The sequence below is a fragment of the Nocardia sp. NPDC056064 genome, from assembly GCF_042266925.1.
In the GTDB taxonomy this organism is placed as follows: Bacteria; Actinomycetota; Actinomycetes; order Mycobacteriales; family Mycobacteriaceae; genus Nocardia.
In genome coordinates this window covers 41,089-62,944 of the sequence record NZ_JBHJWO010000004.1, presented here as the reverse complement: position 1 = coordinate 62,944, position 21,856 = coordinate 41,089, and the positions used below count along the sequence as shown (strand labels likewise).

The 21,856-nt window shown below is 71.2% G+C and carries 25 protein-coding genes; 12 read left to right on the top strand and 13 right to left on the bottom strand.

Features of this window, described 5'->3' with window-relative positions:
* Positions 1 to 79: 79 nt before the first annotated feature.
* From ACFC06_RS28060 to ACFC06_RS28030, 7 genes are all read right to left on the bottom strand, one after another.
* Complete coding sequence (locus tag ACFC06_RS28060) at positions 80 to 601, bottom strand: NINE protein (protein ID WP_375938149.1); 522 nt, start codon at positions 599 to 601, stop codon at positions 80 to 82.
* Between the two features lie 130 nt (positions 602 to 731).
* On the bottom strand, positions 732 to 1,778 hold the full coding sequence (lgt, locus tag ACFC06_RS28055; protein WP_375938146.1) for a prolipoprotein diacylglyceryl transferase: 1,047 nt from the start codon (positions 1,776 to 1,778) through the stop codon (positions 732 to 734).
* A 75-nt stretch (positions 1,779 to 1,853) separates the two neighbouring features.
* Positions 1,854 to 2,654, bottom strand: coding sequence for a tryptophan synthase subunit alpha (gene trpA / locus ACFC06_RS28050; RefSeq protein ID WP_375938143.1), 801 nt, complete (start codon positions 2,652 to 2,654; stop codon positions 1,854 to 1,856).
* Positions 2,651 to 3,913, bottom strand: coding sequence for a tryptophan synthase subunit beta (gene trpB / locus ACFC06_RS28045; protein ID WP_375938140.1), 1,263 nt, complete (start codon positions 3,911 to 3,913; stop codon positions 2,651 to 2,653). The genes trpA and trpB overlap by 4 nt, the downstream gene beginning before the upstream one ends.
* Entirely contained in the window at positions 3,910 to 4,731 is an 822-nt protein-coding gene (gene trpC, locus ACFC06_RS28040; RefSeq protein ID WP_278265958.1) for an indole-3-glycerol phosphate synthase TrpC, read from the bottom strand. Before trpC ends, trpB begins: the two co-directional genes overlap by 4 nt.
* 115 nt (positions 4,732 to 4,846) lie before the next feature.
* Positions 4,847 to 5,524: a TIGR02234 family membrane protein gene (locus ACFC06_RS28035; RefSeq protein WP_375938137.1), complete on the bottom strand. Its 678-nt coding sequence runs from the start codon at positions 5,522 to 5,524 to the stop codon at positions 4,847 to 4,849.
* The gene (locus ACFC06_RS28030; RefSeq protein WP_375938134.1) at positions 5,521 to 7,059 is read right to left on the bottom strand and encodes an anthranilate synthase component I; all 1,539 of its coding nucleotides are present in this window, start codon (positions 7,057 to 7,059) and stop codon (positions 5,521 to 5,523) included. Before ACFC06_RS28030 ends, ACFC06_RS28035 begins: the two co-directional genes overlap by 4 nt.
* A 135-nt stretch (positions 7,060 to 7,194) precedes the next feature.
* Between ACFC06_RS28030 and ACFC06_RS28025 the strand changes: the two genes are divergently transcribed.
* The 4 genes from ACFC06_RS28025 (at position 7,195) to ACFC06_RS28010 (ending at position 9,288) form a co-directional block, all read left to right on the top strand.
* The gene (locus ACFC06_RS28025; protein WP_375938131.1) at positions 7,195 to 7,473 is read left to right on the top strand and encodes a hypothetical protein; all 279 of its coding nucleotides are present in this window, start codon (positions 7,195 to 7,197) and stop codon (positions 7,471 to 7,473) included.
* Between the two features lie 113 nt (positions 7,474 to 7,586).
* Positions 7,587 to 8,057, top strand: a complete 471-nt coding sequence (locus ACFC06_RS28020; RefSeq protein ID WP_375938128.1) for a peroxiredoxin — start codon at positions 7,587 to 7,589, stop codon at positions 8,055 to 8,057.
* Positions 8,058 to 8,122: 65 nt separating this feature from the next.
* Positions 8,123 to 8,683, top strand: a complete 561-nt coding sequence (locus ACFC06_RS28015; protein ID WP_375938125.1) for a permease — start codon at positions 8,123 to 8,125, stop codon at positions 8,681 to 8,683.
* Between the two features lie 137 nt (positions 8,684 to 8,820).
* A complete protein-coding gene (locus ACFC06_RS28010) occupies positions 8,821 to 9,288 on the top strand; it encodes a MarR family winged helix-turn-helix transcriptional regulator (protein WP_375938122.1) in 468 nt (155 codons plus the stop codon).
* Here ACFC06_RS28010 and hisI read toward each other — a convergent pair.
* Positions 9,285 to 9,629, bottom strand: coding sequence for a phosphoribosyl-AMP cyclohydrolase (hisI, locus tag ACFC06_RS28005; RefSeq protein WP_375938119.1), 345 nt, complete (start codon positions 9,627 to 9,629; stop codon positions 9,285 to 9,287). The genes ACFC06_RS28010 and hisI overlap by 4 nt on opposite strands.
* Positions 9,630 to 9,636: 7 nt before the next feature.
* Positions 9,637 to 10,890, bottom strand: a complete 1,254-nt coding sequence (locus ACFC06_RS28000; RefSeq protein WP_375938116.1) for a PucR family transcriptional regulator — start codon at positions 10,888 to 10,890, stop codon at positions 9,637 to 9,639.
* 133 nt (positions 10,891 to 11,023) lie between these two features.
* Here ACFC06_RS28000 and ACFC06_RS27995 point away from each other — a divergent pair, with 133 nt between their 5' ends.
* The 8 genes from ACFC06_RS27995 (at position 11,024) to ACFC06_RS27960 (ending at position 18,591) form a co-directional block, all read left to right on the top strand.
* A complete protein-coding gene (locus ACFC06_RS27995) occupies positions 11,024 to 11,782 on the top strand; it encodes an ABC transporter ATP-binding protein (protein ID WP_375938114.1) in 759 nt (252 codons plus the stop codon).
* Complete coding sequence (locus ACFC06_RS27990; protein ID WP_375938111.1) at positions 11,779 to 12,495, top strand: ABC transporter ATP-binding protein; 717 nt, start codon at positions 11,779 to 11,781, stop codon at positions 12,493 to 12,495. Before ACFC06_RS27995 ends, ACFC06_RS27990 begins: the two co-directional genes overlap by 4 nt.
* Positions 12,492 to 13,370 (top strand): branched-chain amino acid ABC transporter permease, encoded by an 879-nt coding sequence (locus tag ACFC06_RS27985; RefSeq protein WP_375938108.1) that lies wholly within the window; start codon positions 12,492 to 12,494, stop codon positions 13,368 to 13,370. The genes ACFC06_RS27990 and ACFC06_RS27985 overlap by 4 nt, the downstream gene beginning before the upstream one ends.
* Complete coding sequence (locus tag ACFC06_RS27980) at positions 13,367 to 14,404, top strand: branched-chain amino acid ABC transporter permease (protein ID WP_375938105.1); 1,038 nt, start codon at positions 13,367 to 13,369, stop codon at positions 14,402 to 14,404. The genes ACFC06_RS27985 and ACFC06_RS27980 overlap by 4 nt, the downstream gene beginning before the upstream one ends.
* The gene (locus ACFC06_RS27975) at positions 14,394 to 15,656 is read left to right on the top strand and encodes an ABC transporter substrate-binding protein (RefSeq protein ID WP_375938102.1); all 1,263 of its coding nucleotides are present in this window, start codon (positions 14,394 to 14,396) and stop codon (positions 15,654 to 15,656) included. The genes ACFC06_RS27980 and ACFC06_RS27975 overlap by 11 nt, the downstream gene beginning before the upstream one ends.
* A gap of 86 nt (positions 15,657 to 15,742) precedes the next feature.
* Positions 15,743 to 16,486 carry a hypothetical protein gene (locus tag ACFC06_RS27970; RefSeq protein ID WP_375938099.1) on the top strand — a complete coding sequence of 248 codons (744 nt, stop codon included), beginning with the start codon at positions 15,743 to 15,745 and terminating at the stop codon, positions 16,484 to 16,486.
* A 116-nt stretch (positions 16,487 to 16,602) separates the two neighbouring features.
* Entirely contained in the window at positions 16,603 to 17,751 is a 1,149-nt protein-coding gene (locus ACFC06_RS27965) for an acyl-CoA dehydrogenase family protein (RefSeq protein ID WP_375938096.1), read from the top strand.
* A gap of 81 nt (positions 17,752 to 17,832) precedes the next feature.
* Positions 17,833 to 18,591: a hypothetical protein gene (locus ACFC06_RS27960; RefSeq protein WP_375938093.1), complete on the top strand. Its 759-nt coding sequence runs from the start codon at positions 17,833 to 17,835 to the stop codon at positions 18,589 to 18,591.
* 12 nt (positions 18,592 to 18,603) lie between these two features.
* On the opposite strand, the gene hisF is transcribed toward ACFC06_RS27960, so the two are convergent.
* The 4 genes from hisF to ACFC06_RS27940 form a co-directional block, all read right to left on the bottom strand.
* Positions 18,604 to 19,407, bottom strand: a complete 804-nt coding sequence (hisF, locus tag ACFC06_RS27955; protein ID WP_375938090.1) for an imidazole glycerol phosphate synthase subunit HisF — start codon at positions 19,405 to 19,407, stop codon at positions 18,604 to 18,606.
* Between the two features lie 4 nt (positions 19,408 to 19,411).
* Positions 19,412 to 20,233 carry an inositol monophosphatase family protein gene (locus ACFC06_RS27950; protein WP_375938087.1) on the bottom strand — a complete coding sequence of 274 codons (822 nt, stop codon included), beginning with the start codon at positions 20,231 to 20,233 and terminating at the stop codon, positions 19,412 to 19,414.
* An 8-nt stretch (positions 20,234 to 20,241) separates the two neighbouring features.
* The gene (priA, locus tag ACFC06_RS27945; RefSeq protein ID WP_278265977.1) at positions 20,242 to 20,973 is read right to left on the bottom strand and encodes a bifunctional 1-(5-phosphoribosyl)-5-((5-phosphoribosylamino)methylideneamino)imidazole-4-carboxamide isomerase/phosphoribosylanthranilate isomerase PriA; all 732 of its coding nucleotides are present in this window, start codon (positions 20,971 to 20,973) and stop codon (positions 20,242 to 20,244) included.
* A gap of 228 nt (positions 20,974 to 21,201) precedes the next feature.
* Positions 21,202 to 21,801, bottom strand: coding sequence for a maleylpyruvate isomerase family mycothiol-dependent enzyme (locus tag ACFC06_RS27940; RefSeq protein ID WP_375938084.1), 600 nt, complete (start codon positions 21,799 to 21,801; stop codon positions 21,202 to 21,204).
* Positions 21,802 to 21,856: the final 55 nt, after the last annotated feature.

The following is a 21,856-nucleotide window of genomic DNA, read 5'->3' as shown; positions in this document are numbered from 1 at the left end:
CCGTGCGCGGAATCCGCCGGGGAGAAACGCGAAACGGGTACCCCGCGTGAGCGGAGCACCCGTCGCGGTGGTGCGGGGATCAGTCGCGCAGCGGGCGGCCCTGCACGTCGGGCACCTTGCCGGTGAGCATCATGATGCCGTCGATCAGCGTCCAGATCGCGCCGAGACCGCAGGTGCAGATGGTGACCGCGATCTGGGCGATGCCCAGGCCGGTGTAGCCGAGGTAGAACCGGCCGATGCCGAGGCCACCGACGAAGATCTGCAGCAGACCGGCGATCAGCTTCTGCTTGTCGGAGTACGGGACGCCGTACATGTCCCGGCCGAAGGGCGCCTCCGGGTCGGCGGGGTTGTAGCCGGGCGGCATGCCGTAGGCGGGCGCGTACCCGGGCTGCGGCTGGGCGTACGGGTCGGCGGGCTGCCCGTACTGCGGCTGCCCGTACTGCGGCTGGCCGTAGCCGGGCTGCTGCGCGTAGGGGTCCGAGGGCTGGCCGTATCCCGGCTGCTGCGCGTACGGGTCCGAGGGCTGGCCGTACTGCGGCTGACCGGGCTGCTTACCCAGGTCGGGCCCGTACTGCGGATTGGGGTTGTAGGGGTCGGTCACTCATGCCTCCATCATTCGTGCGGGTACCCGTCTCGGCCCCGTCCCTCGGCTCGCGACACTCCAGCGACATATCGCGGCGGGTGCCCGGAATGTTGCCGCACCACCGCCGTTTTGGCGAACCGGCCGCTGATCAGGACTTCTTCGCGGTCGCTTCGGTCGCGTCGGCGTCGGTCTCGGCGGTCTCGGTCTCTTCGTCGTCCGGTGCGCCGGGTGCGTCGGTCTTCTTCGTGACGTCCACCGGAGTGGTCGCGGTGTCGCCGCCGGAGGCACCGGCGGCGCGCAGGGCCGCGATCTGCCACGGCCACGGCCGCGGTTCGGCGCCCGGCTGCAGCTGTTCGGGGGTCTCGCGGCCCTTGGTCGCCAGCGCGAAGTAGGCCATCGCGCCGAGGAAGACCAGCGCGGAGGTGAAGGAGTTGATCCGGATACCGAGGACGTGGGTGGCCTCGTCGTTGCGCATCAGCTCGACGAAGAACCGGCCGAAGCTGTACCCGGCGACGTAGAGCGCGAACAGCCTGCCGTGCCCGATCTTGAAGCGCTTGTCCAGCTGCACCAGCAACACCACGACCAGGATGTTCCACACCATCTCGTAGAGGAAGGTGGGATGCACGACCTCCTGGGCCTGGCCGGTGGACACGCCGTTCATCATGTCGCGCGCGCCGGTCTCGGGGTCGAAGCGGTTGTAGATCTCGAGGCCCCACGGCACCTCGGTGGTGCGGCCGTAGAGCTCCTGGTTGAAGTAGTTGCCGAGCCGGCCGATGGCCTGGGCCAGCAGCACCGCGGGCGCGATGGCGTCACCGAGCGCGGGCAGCGGGATCTTGTACACCCGGCAGCCGATCCAGGCGCCGACGCCGCCGAAGAACACCGCGCCCCAGATGCCGAGCCCGCCCTGCCAGATGTAGAGCGCCTCGACCGGGTTCTTGCCCTCGCCGAAGTACTTCTGCCAGTCGGTGGCGACGTGGTAGATCCGGCCACCGATCAGGCCGAACGGCACCGCGAACATGGCGACGTCGAGCACCGCGCCCGGTTGACCACCACGCTCGCGCCACCGCCGCTCACCCCACCAGATGGCGACGACGATGCCGAGAATGATGCACAGCGCGTACGCGCGCAGCGGAAAGGGTCCGAGCTGCCAGACGCCCTGGGGCGGACTCGGTATGTAGGCCAGGACTGGATTCACGCGACCCACGTTAGTGCAGCCCGGGACAGACCTCGGGCCCGGCAGCACCTCGGCGGCCGGGCCCGGCAACGACGATCAGGAACGCACGGTCGCCGCGCGCACACCCTCGGCGAGTTCGGAGGTCAGCGCGCGCACCGCGTCCAGGCTCTCGCCCGCGGCCGAGACCAGCGCCGATCCGACGATCACGCCGTCGGCGTAGGCGGCGATCTCGGCGGCCTGGGCCCCCGAGCGCACGCCCAGACCCACGCCGATCGGGATGTCGGAGTGCGCGCGGATGCGGGCGCACAGCGCGGGCGCGGCCGAGGAGACCGCGTCGCGGGCACCGGTGACACCCATGGTCGAGGCCGCGTAGATGAAGCCGCGCGAGGCCTCGAGGGTCTTGACCAGGCGCTCCTCGGTGGAGGACGGCGCGACCAGGAAGATCCGGTCCAGGTTGTGCGTGGACGAGGCGACGAACCAGTCGTCGGCCTCGTCGGGGATCAGGTTCGGGGTGATGATGCCCGCCCCGCCCGCCGAGGCCAGGTCGCGGGCGAAGGTGTCGACGCCGTAGCGCAGCACTGGGTTCCAGTAGCTCATCACCACGGCCTGGCCACCGGCGGAGGTGATGGCCTCGACCACGGAGAACACGTCGCGCACCCGCACCCCACCGCGCAGGGCCTGCTCGGCGGCGACCTGGATGGTCGGGCCGTCCATCACCGGATCGGAGTAGGCGACGCCGACTTCGACGATGTCGCAACCGGATTCGACCATCGCCCGGCACACCTCGATGGACCCGGCCAGATCGGGATAGCCCGCGGGCAGGTAACCGATCAGGGCGGCCCGGCCCTCCGCGCGCGCGGCGGCGAAGGTGTTGGCCAGACGGGACTGCTGACTCACTGCTGGTTCTCCTCGGCGGCGTCGTCGTCGAACAGACCGAACCAGCGGCCCGCGGTGTCCATGTCCTTGTCGCCGCGACCGGACAGGTTGCACAGGATGATCGCGCCGGGGCCGAGCTGCTCGCCCAGCTTCAGCGCACCCGCGACGGCGTGCGCGGACTCGATGGCCGGGATGATGCCCTCGGTGCGCGAGAGCAGCAGCAGCGCGTCCATCGCCTCGGTGTCGGTGATCGGCTCGTACTCGGCGCGGCCGATGTCCTTGAGGTAGGCGTGCTCGGGGCCGACACCCGGGTAGTCCAGACCGGCCGAGATCGAATGCGACTCGATGGTCTGGCCGTCCTCGTCCTGCAACAGGTACGAGTAGGCGCCCTGGAAAGCACCCGGGGTGCCGCCGGTGAAGGTGGCCGCGTGGCGTCCGGTCTCCACGCCGTCACCGGCCGCCTCGTAGCCGATCAGCCGGACCCCGGCGTCGGGGATGAAGGCGTGGAAGATGCCGATGGCGTTGGAGCCACCGCCGACGCAGGCCACGACCGCGTCGGGCAGCCGGTCGACGCGCTCGAGGATCTGCTCGCGGGCCTCGAGCCCGACCACGCGCTGGAAATCACGCACCAGCAGCGGGAACGGGTGCGGACCCGCGGCGGTGCCGAAGCAGTAGTAGGTGTCGTCGGCGTTGGACACCCAGTCGCGCAGGGCCTCGTTGATGGCGTCCTTGAGCGTCTGCGAGCCGGTGGTCACCGAGACCACGCGCGCGCCGAGCAGGCGCATGCGGGCGACGTTGAGGGCCTGGCGGGCGGTGTCGACCGCGCCCATGTAGATCACGCAGTCCAGGCCGAGCAGCGCGCAGGCGGTCGCGGTGGCGACGCCGTGCTGGCCCGCGCCGGTCTCGGCGATGACGCGCGTCTTGCCCATCCGCTTGGCCAGCAGGGCCTGGCCGAGCACATTGTTGATCTTGTGCGAGCCGGTGTGGTTGAGGTCCTCGCGCTTGAGGAAGATCCGCGCGCCGCCCGCGTGCTCGGCGAGGCGGGTGCATTCGAACACCGGCGACGGACGGCCGGTGTAGTCGCGCTGGAGCCGGTCGAGCTCGTCGAGGAAGGTGTGGTCGGTACGCACCTTGTCGTATTCGGCGGTGACCTCCTCGATCACCGCCATCAGCGCCTCGGGCACGTGCCTGCCGCCGTAGACGCCGAAGTGACCGCCCGCGTCGGGCTCGTAGTCGCTGGGCTGGGCGACGCCCGCGCTGGCCTGGGGCAGCGCGGTCACCGGATGCTCCGCCGGGCCGGCTTCGGGCAGGACGGGTGGGTGCCCGCGGTCACCAGCTCGGAGACGGCGGCGCGCGGGTTACCGCTGGTCACCAGTCCTTCGCCGACCAGGACCGCGTCGGCACCGGCCCCGGCGTAGGCCAGCAGGTCGGCGGTGCCGCGGATGCCGGACTCGGCCACCCGGATGACCTCCGAGGGCAGGCCGGGCGCGATCCGCGCGAAGACGTCACGGTCGACATCGAGGGTCTTGAGGTTGCGGGCGTTGACGCCGATCACCGAGGCACCGGCCTCGAGCGCGCGGTCGGCCTCCTCCTCGGTGTGCACCTCCACCAGGGCGGTCATGCCGAGGGATTCGGTGCGGTCGATCAGCGCGGAGAGCACGTCCTGTTCGAGCGCGGCCACGATCAGCAGGATCACGTCGGCGCCGTGCGCGCGAGCCTCGTGGATCTGGTACGGACCGACGACGAAGTCCTTGCGCAGGACCGGGATGTTCACCGCGGCGCGCACGGCGTCGAGGTCGTCGAGCGACCCGCCGAAGCGCCTGCTCTCGGTGAGCACGCTGATGATGCGCGCGCCGCCGTCCTCGTAGGCCTTGGCCAGCACGGCCGGGTCCGGGATGTCGGCCAGCGCGCCCTTGGAGGGGCTGGCACGCTTCACCTCGGCGATGACACCGATCCCGTCCTCGTGCAGGGCGGCGCGGGCGTCCAGCGGCGCCTTGGCGGCGGCCGCTGCGGCTTTGATCGCCTGAAAATCGAGGAGGGCTTCACGAGCGGCAACATCCGCCCGAACCCCGTCGAGAATCGAGTCGAGTACCGTCATCTGGCTCGAATCCTTTCTGGGGAGACGAACTTCTCACCCGAGAGTCCCCTCAGGCGCTGTCTCACCGATGCTGGTCAAGAATAGTGGTTGCCGCGGATGTCAAGTGCGGCGGGGGTCACGGTTTCCGGTCGCCGGGTGCGGTGTCGTCGTCCGGGTCCTCGGTGGGGTCGGTGCCCGCGTCCAGCGCGTCCCAGAGCACCCGATCCGACAGCGGCGCCGCGGCACCGTCGTCCTCGCGCTGCTTGCTCACCTGGGCGCTGGCGTCGGCGCGGCGGAAGACCGGGTTGTCGTACTTGCCCGACAGCTCGGTGCTCGCAGCGGCGCGGCGGGTCAGCAGGACCCCGGCGGTGAGCGCGCACAGCGCGGCCACGATCGACAGGATCGCGGGCGCGAGATGCGTCTGGGCGCTCTCGACGACCGCGCGCACCGGCAGTTCGGCCAGCGTGCCCGCCCGCTCGGCGGTGCGGCCAGCCCCCACGGTCAGCGCGAAGCCGGGCACCGCGGCGACGGCGGCGACCACCGCGATCACCACACCCAGCAGCTGGCGCAGCCCGCCCTTGACCGCGAACACCGCCGCGATCGAGGCGACCAGCACCAGTGCCAGCGGGGTGAGCGCGCCGAACCAGGTGGCGCCGTCGAGGTCGTCGGTGCGCGGTTCGGTGAGCCCGTCGGCGGAGTGCACCGTCACCCAGGTCATCCGCGAGGACGCCCACAGCCCGGCCGCGGCCAGCGCCAGCAGCGCGACCGGGACGACCGGCTTGGCCTGCGCGGGAGCGGGGGCGGCTGCGGTCATGCCGGTCCGCCCTCGTAGGTGCGCAGGGTCTGGGCGGCGGCGATCGCGCGCAGCACGGCCATGGCCTTGTTGCGGGCCTCGGTGTCCTCGGCGACCGGATCGGAGTCGGCCACCACGCCCGCGCCCGCCTGCACGTAGGCGGTGCCGTCCTTGAGCAGCGCGGTGCGGATGGCGATGGCGGTGTCGGCGTCACCGGCGAAGTCGAGATAGCCGACCACACCGCCGTAGATCCCGCGCCGGGTGGGCTCGAGCTCCTCGATCAGTTCCATCGCGCGCACCTTGGGCGCGCCGGAGAGCGTGCCCGCCGGGAAGCAGGCCCGCACCGCGTCCAGGGCCACCTTGCCCTCGGCCAGCTGCCCGGACACCGTGGAGACCAGGTGCATGACGTGGCTGTAGCGCTCCACGTGGCGGTACTGGGTGACGCGCACCGTGCCCGGTCGGCAGACCCGGCCCAGGTCGTTGCGGCCCAGGTCGACGAGCATCAGGTGCTCGGCGTTCTCCTTCTCGTCGGCGAGCAGGTCCTTCTCCAGCAGGATGTCGTCCTCGGCGCTCTCGCCGCGCCAGCGGGTACCCGCGATCGGATGCGTGGTGGCCACCCCGTCCTTCACGGTGACCAGCGATTCCGGGCTCGACCCGACGATGGAGAACGCGGTGCCGCCCGCACCGTCGGGGATGTGCATCAGATACATGTACGGGCTCGGGTTGGACGCGCGCAGCATCCGGTAGACCGCCAGCGGGTCGCCGGTGTAGTCCATCTCGAAGCGCTGCGAGAGCACCACCTGGAACGCCTCGCCCGCCTCGATCTCCTTGATCAGGCGGCGCACGCCGGTGCCGAACTCCTCGGTGGTGCGCCTGCGCAGGAACTGCGGGTCGGGCTGGTCGAACACCGAGACCGTGGAGGGCGCGGGGGTGGCCAGCGCGGCGGTCATCCGGTCGAGGCGGGCCACCGCGTCGTCGTAGGCGGCGTCGGCGTTCTCGTCGGTGCCGTTCCAGTTCACCGCGTTGGCGATGAGGGTGATCGCGCCCTCGTGGTGGTCGAAGGCGGCCAGGTCGGTGGCCAGCATGAGCACCAGCTCGGGCAGGCGCAGATCGTCGGTGGCCAGTTCGGGCAGCCGTTCGATCCGGCGCACCGCGTCGTAGCCGAGGTAGCCGACCATGCCGCCGGTCAGCGGGGGCAGGCCGGGCAGGCGCTCGGTGCGCAGCAGTTCGAGCGTGCGGTGCAGCACGAGCAGCGGGTCACCGCCGGAGGGAGCGTCGGCCGGGACGGTGCCCAGCCAGGCGGCCTCACCGTCGACGACGGTCAGCGCCGAGGGGCTGCCCGCGCCGATGAACGACCAGCGCGACCACGACCGGCCGTTCTCGGCGGACTCGAACAGGAAGGTGCCCGGCCGGTCGCCGGCGAGCTTGCGGTAGGCCGAGAGCGGAGTCTCGGAGTCCGCCAGCACCTTTCGGGTCACCGGGACCACCCGGTGCTCGGCGGCGAGCAGCCGGAACTGGTCGCGGGTCGTGGTGGTCGATGTCGGCGCGCCCTGCATGCGGCCCATCATCCCAGGCGTGCCGGGACCGCCGCGCGCTGACCCGACCCCGCGCCGGAACCGGCGGTGACCGGCATCACTACACTCGCGCGCGTTCCATGTCGCATGCGGTAACCCCTTTTTCCGAGAGGAGCAATGTTGTACCCCTCGCACCAGGGCGCACAGGACGGCCGGCTGGCCGCCCCGTCGCAGCAGCACTACGGTCCGGGCCAGAAGGCCGCCACCACGAGCGCGCTGAACTCGTTCGTCACCTACGCCAAGGCCATGCAGGATCTGGACAAGGCCAAGTTCCCGGACGAGTACGCCGGGCACAGTGAACTCATCCGCGGCCTCGAGCCGCTGCTGCGCGCGCACGGCATCCTCGACGTGATGCAGGTCAAGAGCCCGGAGATCGCCGCGCTGCTCGAGCGATAGGCCGCCACGGCGGGTGCGGTCCGTCGGGGGCGGCGCCGGCCGGGATCGATCCCCGTTCGCCCGCGCGGACGGGGATCTTCCGTTCCCGGCCCCGCGCTGGCTAGGGTCGACGGATGCAGCCAGGCCAGACCGCGCCCCAGTTCGAACTCCCCGACCAGACCGGCACCGCCCGCTCGCTCGACGGCCTGCTCGCCGACGGCCCGCTGGTGCTGTTCTTCTACCCCGCCGCCAACACCCCGGTGTGCACGGCCGAGGCCTGCCACTTCCGCGATCTGAGCGCGGAGTTCGCCGCCCTCGGCGCCACCTGCGTCGGCATCAGCACCGACAGTGTCGACGTGCAGGCCGGTTTCGCCACCAAGCAGCGCCTGGACTACCCCGTGCTCTCCGATTCCGACGGCGCGGTGGCCGCGGCCTTCGGTGTGAAGCGTGGTCTGCTGGGCAAGCTGGCCCCGGTCAAACGGCACACCTTCGTCATCGACACCGATCGCACCGTCCTGAAGGTCGTCACCGGCGAACTGCGCGCCGCCGTGCACGCCGACGAGGCGCTGGCCTTCCTGCGCGAGCGAGCGGACAGCAAGAGCTGACCCGATCGTGAAACGCCGGGCCGTGGATCGCGGCCCGGTACCGCGACCGCACCTACGCTGGGGAGATGACATCCGGCGAGGTGCAGTCGAGCGGTCAGAAGCCCACGGCCACCGTGTGGCGCAATCGGGCGATCATCACTCTCGCCACGGCCGTGGTGCTGGTGATCGCCTATTTCATCCTCTCGTCGTTCGTGCCGCGCTGGTGGGCGCAGCGGCTGGCGAGCCTGGTGCACGGCAGTTTCAGCTCCGGCATCTGGTGGGGCCTGGTCTACGGGCTGGTGTTCACGCTGGTCCCGCTGCTGCTGATCCTGCTCGCGGTGCGGATGTGGAAACGCAAGGGCGGCAGGTTCATCGCCGGTGCGGCGGTGATCGTCGCGCTGCTCACCGCGCTGCCGAATCTGATGACGCTGACGATCGTGCTGGGCGGCAACAATGCCGCGCACGCCGGTGAGCGCATTCTCGATGTCGACGCACCGGCCTTCCGCGGTGCCTGCCTGGTCGGCGCGATCATCGCCGCGGCGCTGTTCGCGCTGCTGCTGGCACTGATGGGCAAGCGCGGACTCGACCGCCGCAAGGCCGCCAAGACCACGCCGGTCGCCGAACCGCCTGCCGCTCCGCCCGTCTGAGACCGGACTCGCCTTGCTGTGAGTGACCTCACGAGGACCGCCAACTCGCGGACGTCGTAGCGACGTCGTGGCAAACTCGGTTCGGTGCGCGACCCACTCCCTCCCCCCTGTCATCCGGCCGCGAGGCAGTCCCGGCGATGACCCAGTGGCTCGACCCGGTCGAACAACGCGCATGGCAGGCGATCGTCGCCCTCATGACCCGGATCCCCGGGGCACTGGACACCCGCCTGCAGCGGGAGTCCGGGCTCACCCATTTCGAGTTCCGCGTGCTGAGCCTGCTGTCGGAGGAGGCCGGGCACCGCATGCAGCTCAGTGACCTCGCCCACAAGGCAAATGCGTCGCTATCGCGGCTCTCGCACGTGGTGTCGAAACTGGAGCGCCTCGGCTGGGCGCGGCGCGACTCCACCGCGGGCAGACGCGGCGTCCACGCGGTACTCACCGACGCCGGTTTCGAGAAGGTCGTCGCCGCGGCGCCGGGCTATGTCGATGCGGTGCGCAAACTCGTCCTCGACGGTCTCGACCGGGACCAGACCGCGCAGCTCGCCGCGCTCGGTGAGGTGCTCTCCGACCGGTTGAACCGGATTCCCGAGGACGGCGAGGGCTAGTTCGCGCCGAGCAGCACGTCGGTGTCGAAGCAGGTGTGCGTGCCGGTGTGGCAGGCCGCGCCCTCCTGGTCGACGATGAGCAGCACGGTGTCGCCGTCGCAGTCCAGGCGCACCTCGTGCACGTACTGGGTGTGGCCGGAGGTCTCGCCCTTGACCCAGTACTGCTGCCGGGAGCGCGAGTAGTAGGTGGCCTTGCGGGTGGCCAGGGTGCGGGCCAGCGCCTCGTCGTCCATCCAGGCCATCATCAGCACGTCACCGGTCGCCTTCTCCTGGGCGACCGCGGCGACCAGGCCCGCCTCGTTGCGCTTGAGGCGGGTGGCGATGGCGGGATCCAGACTCATGCCTCGTTTATAACAGCAACTCGATCGCCACCAGCAGTTCGACCAGGTCGTTGACGCTGCGGACATTGCGGCCGGTGAGTTCCTGGATGCGCCCCAGCCGGTATTTGGCCGTATTCAGGTGGATCTGCAGGGTGTCGGCGGCCTCGCGCAGGTTCATGTCGGCGGCGGCGAAGGCGCGGATGGTCTCGGCCAGCGAGCCGCCGCGGGCGCGGTCGTCGGCCAGCGCGGCGCCGACGCGCGGGTCGACGAGCTGGCGGGTGGTGTCGTCGGCGCGCAGCAGCAGGTACCGGAACGGGGTCAGCTGCGGCAGCGCCAGAACGCCACCGTCCTCGGGCAGCAGCGCCAGGGCCGCCTGCGCCTGCCGGTAGGCGCGCGGGATCTGGGCGACATCGGTCACCGCGGTGCTCACCCCGACCGCGAGCGCGATGCCCTCGGCGGCCAGCTCGGCGCGCTTGTCGCGCCAGCGCTCACACAGCTGCTCGGCCGAGCCGTCGGGGCCCAGCGCCGGAATCGCGACGATCTCGGCGCCGCGCACCACCGCGAGGGTGCGCAACCCGTTGACGCCCACGCGCGCCGCCGCGGCCGAGACCAGTTGCCGGGTCTCGGCGGGCCCGTCGAGCACGACCGCGACCACCACGACCATCGGTGTGCTGCGCTCGGCGCCGAGACCGTGCGCCGTGGCCACCGACAGATGCGGGCCGCTCGCGGGCAACGCCCCCTCGAGCAGGGCGTCGGTGAGCGCCTGGCTGTCGCGCCCCGATTCGGCGGCCACGTACTGCTGGAATTCCAGGTAGGCGTCGGTGGCCTGGGCGCTGATCAGATCGGTGTAGCGGGCCAGCGGGCCCGCCAGCGAGAGCACCGCCTCGCGGCCCGCCTCGGTGTCGCCCGCGTGCGCGAGCAGCGATTTCCAGATGGCGCGCTGACCGAGCCGGAACGCGGCGATGTAGTCCACCAGCGGTAGTCCCGATCGCGCCCGCCGGGCCGCGGCCTGGCGGGCGTAGGTGACATCGGCCGGGGTCACCCGCTTGCGTTCGAGCAGCGCGCCGAGCCCGGTGCGGCTGAGCCGGGCCAGCTGGTCGTGGACATCGGCCAGGAAGCCGGGGTCGGCGGTGCCGTACCCGGGCAGCTCGATCCGGATCGTGGCCATCACGTCGTCGGCGATGGCGTCGGCGTGCGCGTAGGCGCAGCCCACGATCCGCGCGCGCTCGGCCTGCACGGAATCGGGCACGGGCGCGGTGACCAGGTGTGATCCAGCTGACATGTCCGGGGAGTTTGCATGTCCGTTTTGCCGGTGTCAACCGGCCGCGGCCCTGTCCGCAGCGGACGAGGCGGCGGCCCGGAATTGGTCCACAACGTCCGATGTGGGCGCTGACCTGTGATTTTAGTCTCGGCGCATGCTCGAGATAACCAACCTGACGGTGCGCTTCGGCGGCATCACCGCCCTGCAGGATGTGGGGTTCACGGTCGCTCCCGGCGAGATGGTCGGCCTGATCGGACCGAACGGCGCGGGCAAGACCACCCTGTTCAACTGCCTGACCCGCCGCTACCGCCCCACCTCGGGCACCCTGCGCTACCGCGACACCGACCTGGCCTCGGTCCGCCCGGACGCGCTGGCGGGCCTGGGCATCGCCCGGACCTTCCAGAACCTGGGCCTGTTCCCCCGGCTGTCGGTGCGCGACAACGTCCTCGTCGGCACCCATCACCGCGCCCGCGCCGGTTTCCTGTCGGCCGGTCTGCGCCTGCCCGCCGTGCGCCGCGAGGAACGGGCGCTGCGCGCCGAGGCCGACGCCCTGCTGGAACGCCTGGACCTGACCGCGGTCGCCGATCATCCGGCGGCGGGCCTGCCCTTCGGCACCCTCAAGCGGATCGAACTGGCCAGGGCCCTGGCGGTGCGGCCGCGCCTGCTGCTGCTCGACGAACCCGTGAACGGCCTGAGCCACGGCGAGGTCGACGAGTTCGCCGAGCGCCTGCGCGCGGTACAGAACGAGCTCGAGCTCACCGTGGTCGTGGTCGAACACCACATGGGTTTCGTCATGGGCACCTGTGACCGGGTGGTCTGCCTGGAGTTCGGGCGGGTCATCGCCGAGGGGAAACCCGAAGCGGTGCAACGAGATCCGGCCGTCATCCGCGCCTATCTGGGAGCGGCCGCATGATCACCGTCACCGATCTGCACGCCGGGTACGGCGCGGCGAAAGTACTGCACGGCGTGAGCTTCTCGGTCGAGCAGGGCGCGGTGTGCGCGATCCTCGGCCCGAACGGCGCGGGCAAGACCACCCTGCTGCGCGCCCTGTGCGGCATGGTCAAGGTGCGCGGCACGCTGCGGCTGGCCGGCACCGAGGTGACCGGCAAGGCCCCGGAGGCCATGGCCCGGCTCGGGGTGGCGCACGTGCCCGAGGGCCGCGGCACCTTCGGACCGCTCACCGTCGAGGAGAACCTGCGCCTCGGCGCGTCCTCGCGCCGCGACCGGTCCGGCACGGACACCGATCTGGGCCGGGTCTACGACTACTTCCCGATCCTGCGCGAGAAGCGGCGCGAGGCGGCGGGCGGGCTGTCCGGCGGCCAGCAGCAGATGCTCGCCGTGGGCCGGGCGCTGATGCTGCGCCCGCGCGTGCTGCTGCTCGACGAACCCTCGCTCGGGTTGTCCCCGCTGGTCACCCAGGAGCTGTTCGGGATCGTGCACACCATCAATCAGGAGGAACGCACCACGGTGATCGTCGTCGAGCAGAACGCCCATCTGGCACTGGGTATCGCGCATCAGGCGCACGTGCTGGAGACCGGCCGGATCGTGTTGTCCGGCACGGCCGCGCAGATCAAGGCCGACGAGCAGGTCACCCGCTCGTATCTGGGAATCCGGGTGCGGCCGTGACCGAATTCGCGCAGCAACTCGTCGAGGGCCTGTCGGCCGGTGCCATCTACGCCGGTCTGGCGCTGGCGCTGGTCCTGATCTACCGGTTCACCGGCATCGTCAACTTCGCCCAGGGCGAGCTGGCCATGTTCTCGGCCTTCCTGGCCTGGCAGCTGAGCCAGGTGATGCCGTTCTGGGCGGCGCTGCCGCTCACCCTGGCCATCTCCTTCGCGGCGGGCATGCTCATCGAACGGGTGATCATCCGCCCGGTCGAGGGCGCGCCGGAGATCACCCTGGTGATCGTCACCGTCGGTCTGTTCTTCACCGTGCACGCGGTGGCAGGCTGGATCTGGTCGTATCAGGTCAAACCGTTCCCGAATCCCTTCCCCGAGGGCGCGATCCGGATCGGCGGGGTGAGCGTCGGCTACGGCAGTCTGGGCATCTTCGCGATGGTCGCCCTCGTGATGGCACTGCTCTATGTGCTGTTCCGGTTCACCGGGATCGGGCTGGCCATGCGGGCGGTGGCGTGCAATCCGTCCTCGGCGCGGCTGGTCGGCATCCGGGTCGGCACCGTGCTCGCGCTGGGCTGGGGTCTGGCCGCGCTGGTCGGCGCGGTGTCGGGCGTGCTGTCGGCGCCACTGCTGTTCCTGGAACCCAACATGATGGGCGGCGTTCTCATCTACGCCTTCGCGGCGGCCACCCTGGGCGGCTTCGACTCCCCCGGCGGCGCGGTGGCGGGCGGCCTGATCGTCGGCGTCGCCGAAACCCTCACCGGCGCCTACGTCGACGCGATCGGCACCGAACTCAAGATCGGTGTGCCGCTGGTGATCATCCTGGGCGTGCTGCTGGTGCGCCCGCAAGGTCTGTTCGGACACGCGGCGGTGGAGCGGGTATGAGTACGACGACATCAGAGACGACTCCGGTCGCGGTGCGACCGAACACGATCACCGCACGGCTGCGCGCGATCCCGCTGCCCGCCGTCGCGATCACCGCACTGCTGGTGACCGCCGTCGCCGCGCCCTTCCAGCTGGTGCCCTTCCACACCTTCCAGCTGGCGATGGCCATGATCTACGCGGTCACCCTGCTCGGGCTCAACCTGCTGGTCGGCCACACCGGCCAGATCTCGCTGGGCCACGGCGCCTTCTTCGCCGTCGGCGCCTACACCGCCGCGATCGCCATCCAGCACGGGGACCTGCCGTATCTCGCGACCATCCCGATCGCGGCCGCGATCACTTTCGTCCTGGGTTTCGCCCTCGGCATCCCGGCCCTGCGCCTGCGCGGCCTGTATCTGGCCCTGGTCACCCTGGCCATCGCCATCTTCCTGGTGCCGCTGCTCAAGCGCTTCGACGGCCTCACCGGCGGCTCGATGGGTCTGACCGTCACCAAACCGGTCCCGCCGGAATGGACCGGCCTGGCCGAGGACCAATGGCTGTACTTCCTGGCCCTGATCACCACCGTGGCGAGCTTCGTCCTCGTCGCAGGCATGCTGCGGTCCCGGGTGGGCCGCGCGCTGCACGCGGTGCGCGACAACGAGATCGCCGCCGAGGTGCTCGGGGTGAACCTGGCCCACTACAAGACCCTCGCCTTCGCCTGGAGCGCGCTGCTGGCCGGGGTGGCGGGCGGTGTCTACACCTGGGTGATCGCCTTCGTCTCGCCGGATTCCTTCGCGGTGACCCTGTCGATCACCCTGCTGGCCGGGCTGGTCGTGGGCGGGCTCGGCACCACCTGGGGGCCGCTGCTGGGCGGGCTGTTCGTGATGTTCGTGCCCAGCCTCGCCCAGGACGTCAATCAGGCCGCGCCCGGCGTGGTCTTCGGACTGCTGATCATCGCGGTCATGTATCTCGCGCCCCGCGGGCTGGCCGGTCTGGCCACCCAGGCGGCGCACTGGCTCGGACATCGTCTCCGGAAAGGGAAAACTCATGCGCACTAAGGCAATCCGCACCCTCGGGGTGACGGCGGCGCTGCTCACCGCACTCACCACGCTCACCGCCTGCGGTGGCCGCGGCGCCGAGACCGGCACCGTCGGCCAGGGCGACTGCAAGGGCCAGCAGACCACCGGCATCACCGACACCACCCTGAAACTGGGCGGGGTGTACCCGCTGTCGGGCCCGGCCTCGGCCTACGGCGCGATCCCCAAGGGCATCCAGGCCTACTTCGACTACGTCAATGCCGAACAGGGCGGCATCGGCGGGCGCACGGTCGAATACCTGGTCCGTGACGACGGCTACCAGCCGCCCAAGACGGTCGAGGAGACCCGCCGCCTGGTCGAACAGGATCAGGTGTTCGCGGTCTTCCAGACCCTGGGCACCGCCACCTCCTCGGCGGTGCGCGACTATCTCGGCCAACGCAAGGTGCCGCAGATCTTCGTCGCCTCCGGCGCCACCGAATTCGGCGCGGACACCGAGCATCCGTGGACCATCGGCTGGCAGCCCAGCTACCGCACCGAGGGTCTCGCCTACGCCCAGCACGTGAAGACCGCGCGCCCCGACGCGACGGTGGCGGTGCTCTACCAGAACGACGACTTCGGCAAGGACCTGCTGAAGGCGTTCACCGAGGGCATCGCGGGCAGCGGCGTCCGGATCGTGGCCGAGCAGAGCTTCGAGGTCACCGACCCCACCGTCGACGCGCAGGTCCGCAATCTGGCGAACGCGAAAGCCGATGTGCTGCTGAACTTCGCGACCCCCAAGTTCGCCTCGCAGGCCCTGGCCGCCGACGCCCGCAACACCGACTGGAACCCGCTGCACGTGCTCACCCAGGTGTCCAACACCATGGCCACCCTGCGCCCGGTCGGCCTGCCGAACGTGCAGGGCACGGTGAGCGCCGCCTTCCTCAAGGATGCCGCCGACCCACGCTGGGCCACCGACGTCGGCATGCAGACCTACAAGTCGAAGCTGGCCCGGTACGCGCCGGGTGTCGACGCGGAGAACCAGCACACCATGGCGGGCTGGGCGATGGCCGAGAGCTTCCGCAAAACCCTCGAGGCCGCGAGCTGCCCGACCCGCGAGGGCCTGCGCGAGGCCATGCGCTCGCTCGACGGTGTCGCCGCCGACCTCATGCTGCCCGGCATCACCATGAAAACCGGTGAAGGCGACGGCTATCCGATCGAAGCCGTCGGCATCCAGACCTTCGTCGGCGAGCACTGGTCGCTGGCCGACGGCCTGATCGACACCTCGGGCAACTGAGCGCCCCCCGACTCCCCCGCGGCGCGATCCGGCGTCAGCGGACTCCCTTCCGAACCACCCCCGATCGATGAGGATCACCGATGAGAATGTCCACCACACTCGCCACCGCCGCCCTGACGGCCCTGACCCTGTGCGTCGGCGCGGGCACCGGCCACGCCGAGCCCGCACCCCCGCAGACCGACGTCCGCTACGAGGTCAGCAGGCAGGGTGACGCGGCGGTCGTCACCACCGACGGCACGATGCGGATCGTGGACGGGCAGCTGGTGATCACCACCGCCGACGAGGTGCCGGTCGCCGCACTGCCGCTGTCCTACCGGATGGACGACACGGTGTTCCCGATCGCGGCCACCGTCGACGGCGGCACCGCGACCCTCACCCCGTCACGTGACGGGGGCACCCCGGTGGCCGCGGCGACCGACCTCATCACCCAGGACGCGGCCGTGCGCCAGGTCGCCGAATCCTTCACCCCCCGTGACCAGACCGCGCTCGGCATGTTCACCCAGCGGCTGACCATCGGCAGCGCCGTGAGCGCCATCATCGGCGCGGTGCTCGGTGGCGGTATCGGCTGTCTGGTCGGTGGTGCGGCGGGCGCGGCGATCGCCAGCCCGGTGATCGTGCTGCTGGTGCCGTGGGTCGGGGCCACCGTCGCCGGGTGTGTGCTCGGCGCGGCCACCCTCGGCGCGGTCGGCACCATGGTCGGCCTGATCACCGTCGGCGGTCCGCTGGCGCTGTTCTCGGCCTACCAGTACTTCTCGACCATCCTCGCGCCCTGCCCGGCCGAGCTGGGCGCCTACTGCAAGGACCCGGCCGTCCCGGCACCGGCGAAGTAGAAACCGGCAGCCACTGGGCACCGGCCGCGTCTCCCGTCCACGAGGCAGGCGCGGCCGGTCGCCGCGGTGGCGCCGTCGCGACCGCGCGCGAGGGCGCGCAGAAGGCAGAAACATCCATGCGCAGAACAGTTTTCGACGCCGAGCACGCGCGTTTCCGCACCGCGATGCGCGCGTTCATCGACGCCGAGGTCGTCCCCGGATTCGGCCGCTGGCACGACGAGGCCCTGGTTCCGCGCGAGTTCTACTACCGGCTGGGCGAACTCGGCGTCCTCGGGCTCGAGGTACCCACCGAGTACGGCGGCACCGGGCGCACCTCGCTCACCTACCGGACCGTGCTGGCCGAGGAGATCGCCCGCGCCGCGGTCTCTTTCGGGGGCGCGGGCGCCCACACCACCCGCTGCCTGCCACTGCTGAGCGCCCTGGGCACCGCCGGGCAGCGACGGCGCTGGCTGCCCGGCGCCGTCACCGGCGAGACCATGTTCGCCCTCGCCGTCGCCGAGCCGGGCACCGGCACCGACCCGGCGGGCATGCGGACCACCGCGCCGCTGTCCGCCGACGGCTCGGAATACCTGCTCAACGGGTCGAAGACCTACGTCGTCGGCGGGGTGCACGCCGACCGGGTGATCGTGTGCGCGCGCACCGCCGCCCCGCGCGCCGACGACCCCGATCACGGGCTCACGCTGCTGGTCGTCGACGCGACCGCGCCCGGCTACCGGCTGGGCCGCGCGCTGGACACCGTGGGCCGCAAGGTCTCCGACACCGCCGAACTCACCTTCACCGATGTCCGGGTCCCGGTCGCCGACCGTCTCGGCGCCCCGCACCACGGCCTGGCCGCACTGGCCGCGCAGGTGCCGCTCGAGCGCCTGGCATTGGCCATCGACGCCTGCGCGCAGGCCAAGGCGGCGATCCGCTTCGCGCGCCGCCACACCCGTCAGCGTGACCGCGCCCAAGCGGGCTTCCCGCACACCGGATTCGAGCTGGCCGCCTGCCGCGCCGAGACCGACGCCGTCGAAGCAGTCGTCGATCGTGCCGTCACCGCCTACGACCGTGGCGAGCTCACCACCGCCGACGCGGCCTCGGCCGCCCTGTTCTGCACCGAGGCCGCGGGCCGGGTGATCGACCGCTGCCTCCGATTGCACGGCGGGGCGGGTTTTCTCGCGGCCTCCCCCATCGCCCGCCTCTGCGCCGACCATCGGGTCGACCGTTTCCAGGGCACCACCGGCGACGCCGTGCGCACCCTGATCACCGCCGAATCGCGCCGGTGAGCGGCCCGCGCTGATTCGACAGTCCCGAACAGGGTTGTCTACGATTCGCGCGACGAATGTCAGTTCATCGAGGGGGATCTCATGCATCCGCAGCAGCCGTATCAGCCGTCGCCCGGCTACCCGCCGCAGCAGCCGCAGTATCAGCAGCCCGGCTATCCGCAGCCGCAGTACCAGCCCGCCGGACAGCCCGGCTACCCGCAGTATCAGCCCGCCCCGCCCGGCTATCCCCAGCAGCCCGGTTACCCGCAGCAGGGTGGCTACCCGCAGCAGCCCGGTCATCCGCAGCAGCAGTTCGCGCCCGCGGGGCAGCCCGGCGGAGGCGTCCAGCAGCACGGGGACACGATCGAGGTCACCTATGTGTGTGACGACCGCACCGCCCGCCGGGTGAGCCGTGGCGCCGCCCTGGTCACCTTCCGGCTGCCCGCGAAATGGGCGTTCCTGCTCGCGCTTCCGGCGTTCCTGCTGGTCCGCGGCACCCTCGAGTTGCTGTCCGACGGTGGCCACGCGGAGATCGGCGAGATGTTCGGCGCCTTCTTCATCGTGCTCGGTTTCGAACTCGTGGTGATCGGCCTGGTCACCGCCTGGCAGCTGGCCCGGGTGAATCCCAAGTTCACCGCGGTCGCCGGTCCCGGCCACCGGATCACCGCCCGCTACACCCGCGACGCGATGCAGCTCGAGCAGACCAGCGGCCAGGTCACCAACCGCTACGCCGACATCAAGAAGGTGATCGTCGTGGGCGACACGGTGTTCCTGCAGCCGGTGGGCACCCAGGGCTTCGTCCTGCCCAACGATGTGGTGCCCGCGGCCGCGCTGGCCCGATTGCGCGGCACCGGAGCCTGAGGCGCCGCGATGTCAGCGGACGGTGATGCCGTCCGCCGACATCGCGGACTTGACCTGGCCGATGGTCAGGTCACCGAAGTGGAAGACGCTGGCGGCCAGCACCGCGTCGGCCCCGGCGTGCACCGCGGGCGGGAAGTGCTCGACCTTGCCCGCGCCGCCGGAGGCGATCACCGGCACCTTCACCGCCGCGCGCACCGCCGCGATCATCGGCAGGTCGAAGCCGGCCTTGGTGCCGTCGGCGTCCATCGAGTTCAGCAGGATCTCGCCGACGCCCAGCTCGGCGCCGCGAATCGCCCACTCGACCGCGTCGATGCCGGTGCCGCGCTTGCCGCCGTGGGTGGTGACCTCCCAGCCGGACGGGGTGTCGGGCTGCCCGTCGGGCACGGTGCGCGCGTCGACCGAGAGCACGATGCACTGCGAGCCGAACCGCTGCGACATCTCCGAGAGCACCTCGGGGCGGGCGATGGCGGCGGTGTTCACCGACACCTTGTCCGCGCCCGCGCGCAGCAGCCGGTCGACATCGGAGACCGTGCGCACGCCGCCACCCACGGTGAGCGGGATGAAGATCTGCTCGGCGGTGCGGGTCACCACGTCGAGCATGGTGCCGCGGTCGCCGGTGGAGGCGGTGACATCGAGGAAGGTCAGCTCGTCGGCGCCCTGGGCGTCGTAGGTCGCGGCCAGTTCCACCGGATCGCCCGCGTCGCGCAGGTTCTGGAAGTTGACGCCCTTGACCACCCGGCCCGCGTCCACGTCCAGGCACGGGATGACCCGCACGGCCAGGGTGCTCACGGTGGCGCTGTCGGTACGCGATGTCATGATCTCAGCCTCGTTCTTCTTCGCTGACCGTGCAAATCATTTCCAGCAGTTCCTCGTGCACGCCGGGCGCGGCGGCCAGCACCGAGCCGGAGGTGATGGTCCAGGGCCGCCCGGCCAGGTCGGTGACCACACCGCCCGCCGCGCGCACCAGCGCCACGCCCGCCGCGTTGTCCCAGGGATGGTGCCCGAACACGACCGCGCCGCCGAGCACGCCCGCGGCGGTGAACGCCAGGTCGATCCCGGTGGAACCGTGCATGCGCACCCGGGAGGACAGCCTGCTCAGCGCGCCGAGCAGATCGAAGCGGAACTGGCCGGGGATGCGGCCCGCCGAGTCGAGGTTGAAGGCGCCGAACCCGATCATCGCGTCGGCGAGCTTGCCCGGCTCCAGCGGCGGCAGCACCGCACCGTCGAGCAGCAGCGGTCCGCCCGCCACCGCGGCGTAGCGGCGCCCGAGCACGGGCAGCCAGGTCAGGCCGATGACCGGTTCGCCCTCGTGCACCAGCGCGAGCAGGGTGCCCGACATGGGGTGGCCGGAGGAGTAGTTGAAGGTGCCGTCGATCGGGTCGAGCACCCAGGCCGTGCCCGCGGTGAGCGCGGGGCCGCCGAATTCCTCGCCGTGCACCGCGATGCCGGTGCGCCGGCGCAGCTCGGCGGAGATGGTTCGTTCCAGTTCGAGGTCGAGTTCGGTGGCGAAGTCGTTGCGGCCCTTGGTGACCGCGCTCGGCGCACCGACGCCCTCGACGAATCGCGGGACGGTCGCGTCCAGCACCTGGCCTGCCACGGCCAGCAGATCGGTCAGTTCGGCGGTGCTCGGTGCGGTCGTCATCGGGGCGGTCAGCGCACCGCGGCCAGGGCCTCGGGCAGGGTGAACCGGCCCGCGTACAGCGCCTTGCCGATGATCGCGCCTTCCACGCCGTCCTCGGTGAGGCCGGCGATGGCGACCAGGTCGTCGAGCACCGAGATGCCACCGGAGGCCACCACCGGCGCCTCGGCGGCGTTGGCGACCTCGCTCAGCAGTTCCAGATTGGGGCCGGTCAGCGTGCCGTCCTTGGAGACGTCGGTGACGACGTAGCGCGAGCATCCGTCGCGTTCGAGGCGCTCGAGCACCTCCCACAGGTCGCCGCCGTCGGTGACCCAGCCGCGGCCGCGCAGCCGCCATTCGCCGTCGATCTGCTTGACGTCGAGCCCGACCGCGATCCGGTCGCCGTACTCGCCGAGCACCTTGGCGCACCACTGCGGGTTCTCGATCGCCGCGGTGCCGATGTTGACCCGCGCGCAGCCGGTGGCCAGCGCCGCGCGCAGCGAGTCGTCGTCGCGGATGCCGCCCGAGAGCTCGACCTTCACATCGAGTTCGCCGACCACCTGGGCGATCAGATCGCGATTGCTGCCCTTGCCGAAGGCGGCGTCGAGGTCCACCAGATGCACCCACTCGGCGCCCGCCTGCTGCCATGCCAGCGCCGCGTCCCGGGGGGAGCCGTAGCTGGTTTCGCTACCGGCCTCTCCCTGCACGAGGCGCACGGCCTCCCCATTGGCGACATCGACGGCGGGCAACAGCACAAGACTCACGCGATCAGACTAGTGGGTCTGCACCCCGGTTGCCGCCACCGGTCGGCGCCGGTGAGGTCCGTGTCACGCGGGCCGTGGACGGCACCGCCGCCCACCCCGATCGGATCTCCCGGGTATCCCGTGCGTGGTACGTCCAATCCCGGTGAGCAGGAACCGATTACAGGGTCGGGATGTGCGGATAGGGTTCCGGTCGACGCGCGGGTCCGCGTCGTTCGGTGTTGAAGTAGCTCAGCCGCGGCGGCGGAGTTCGGGGACTCCGTCGCCGGTGAGCTCGTCGAGCACGACTTCGCGCCCGACCATGGCCAGGGCCAGCGCCTCGCCGGGCCCACGCACCTCCGGGCCGTCACCGGACGACCAGTCGACATCGGTGGCCACGAACCGCAGGCCCTTGGTGCGCTTGCCGGGGAAAGCGAAGGGGTCGGGGTGGGACAGGACCGCGGTGAGCCGGTCGGCCGGGATGGTCCGGGCCAGGCCCAGGGGACGGCGGATGTCCTGCTGATGAACCGTGAGGTCGGCCAGCATGAGACGCGGCGCGAATTTCGACAGTCGCCCGGAGCGGTGCGCGAACCGGTCGACCAGTTCGTCGGTGGACAGCGCGGCGAAGGATTCGGCGAGCGCGTTGTTGATGCGGTCGACATTCCCGCGGTGCGCGATCGAGGTCCGCAGGTAGGCGAGCGGACCGAGGGTATCGGTGAGCAGATGCCCGACGACCTCCTTGACCCGCCACCCCGCACACAGCGACGGCGTATCCCACTGATCCTCGCTCAACCCGCGCAGCAGTTCGATCATCTCCGCGCGTTCCGCGGCCAGCATCCCCCGATAACTCATGAACCCACTCTAGGTATCGATCCGACCGCCCGACACCCCCTTTCACCACCGATAT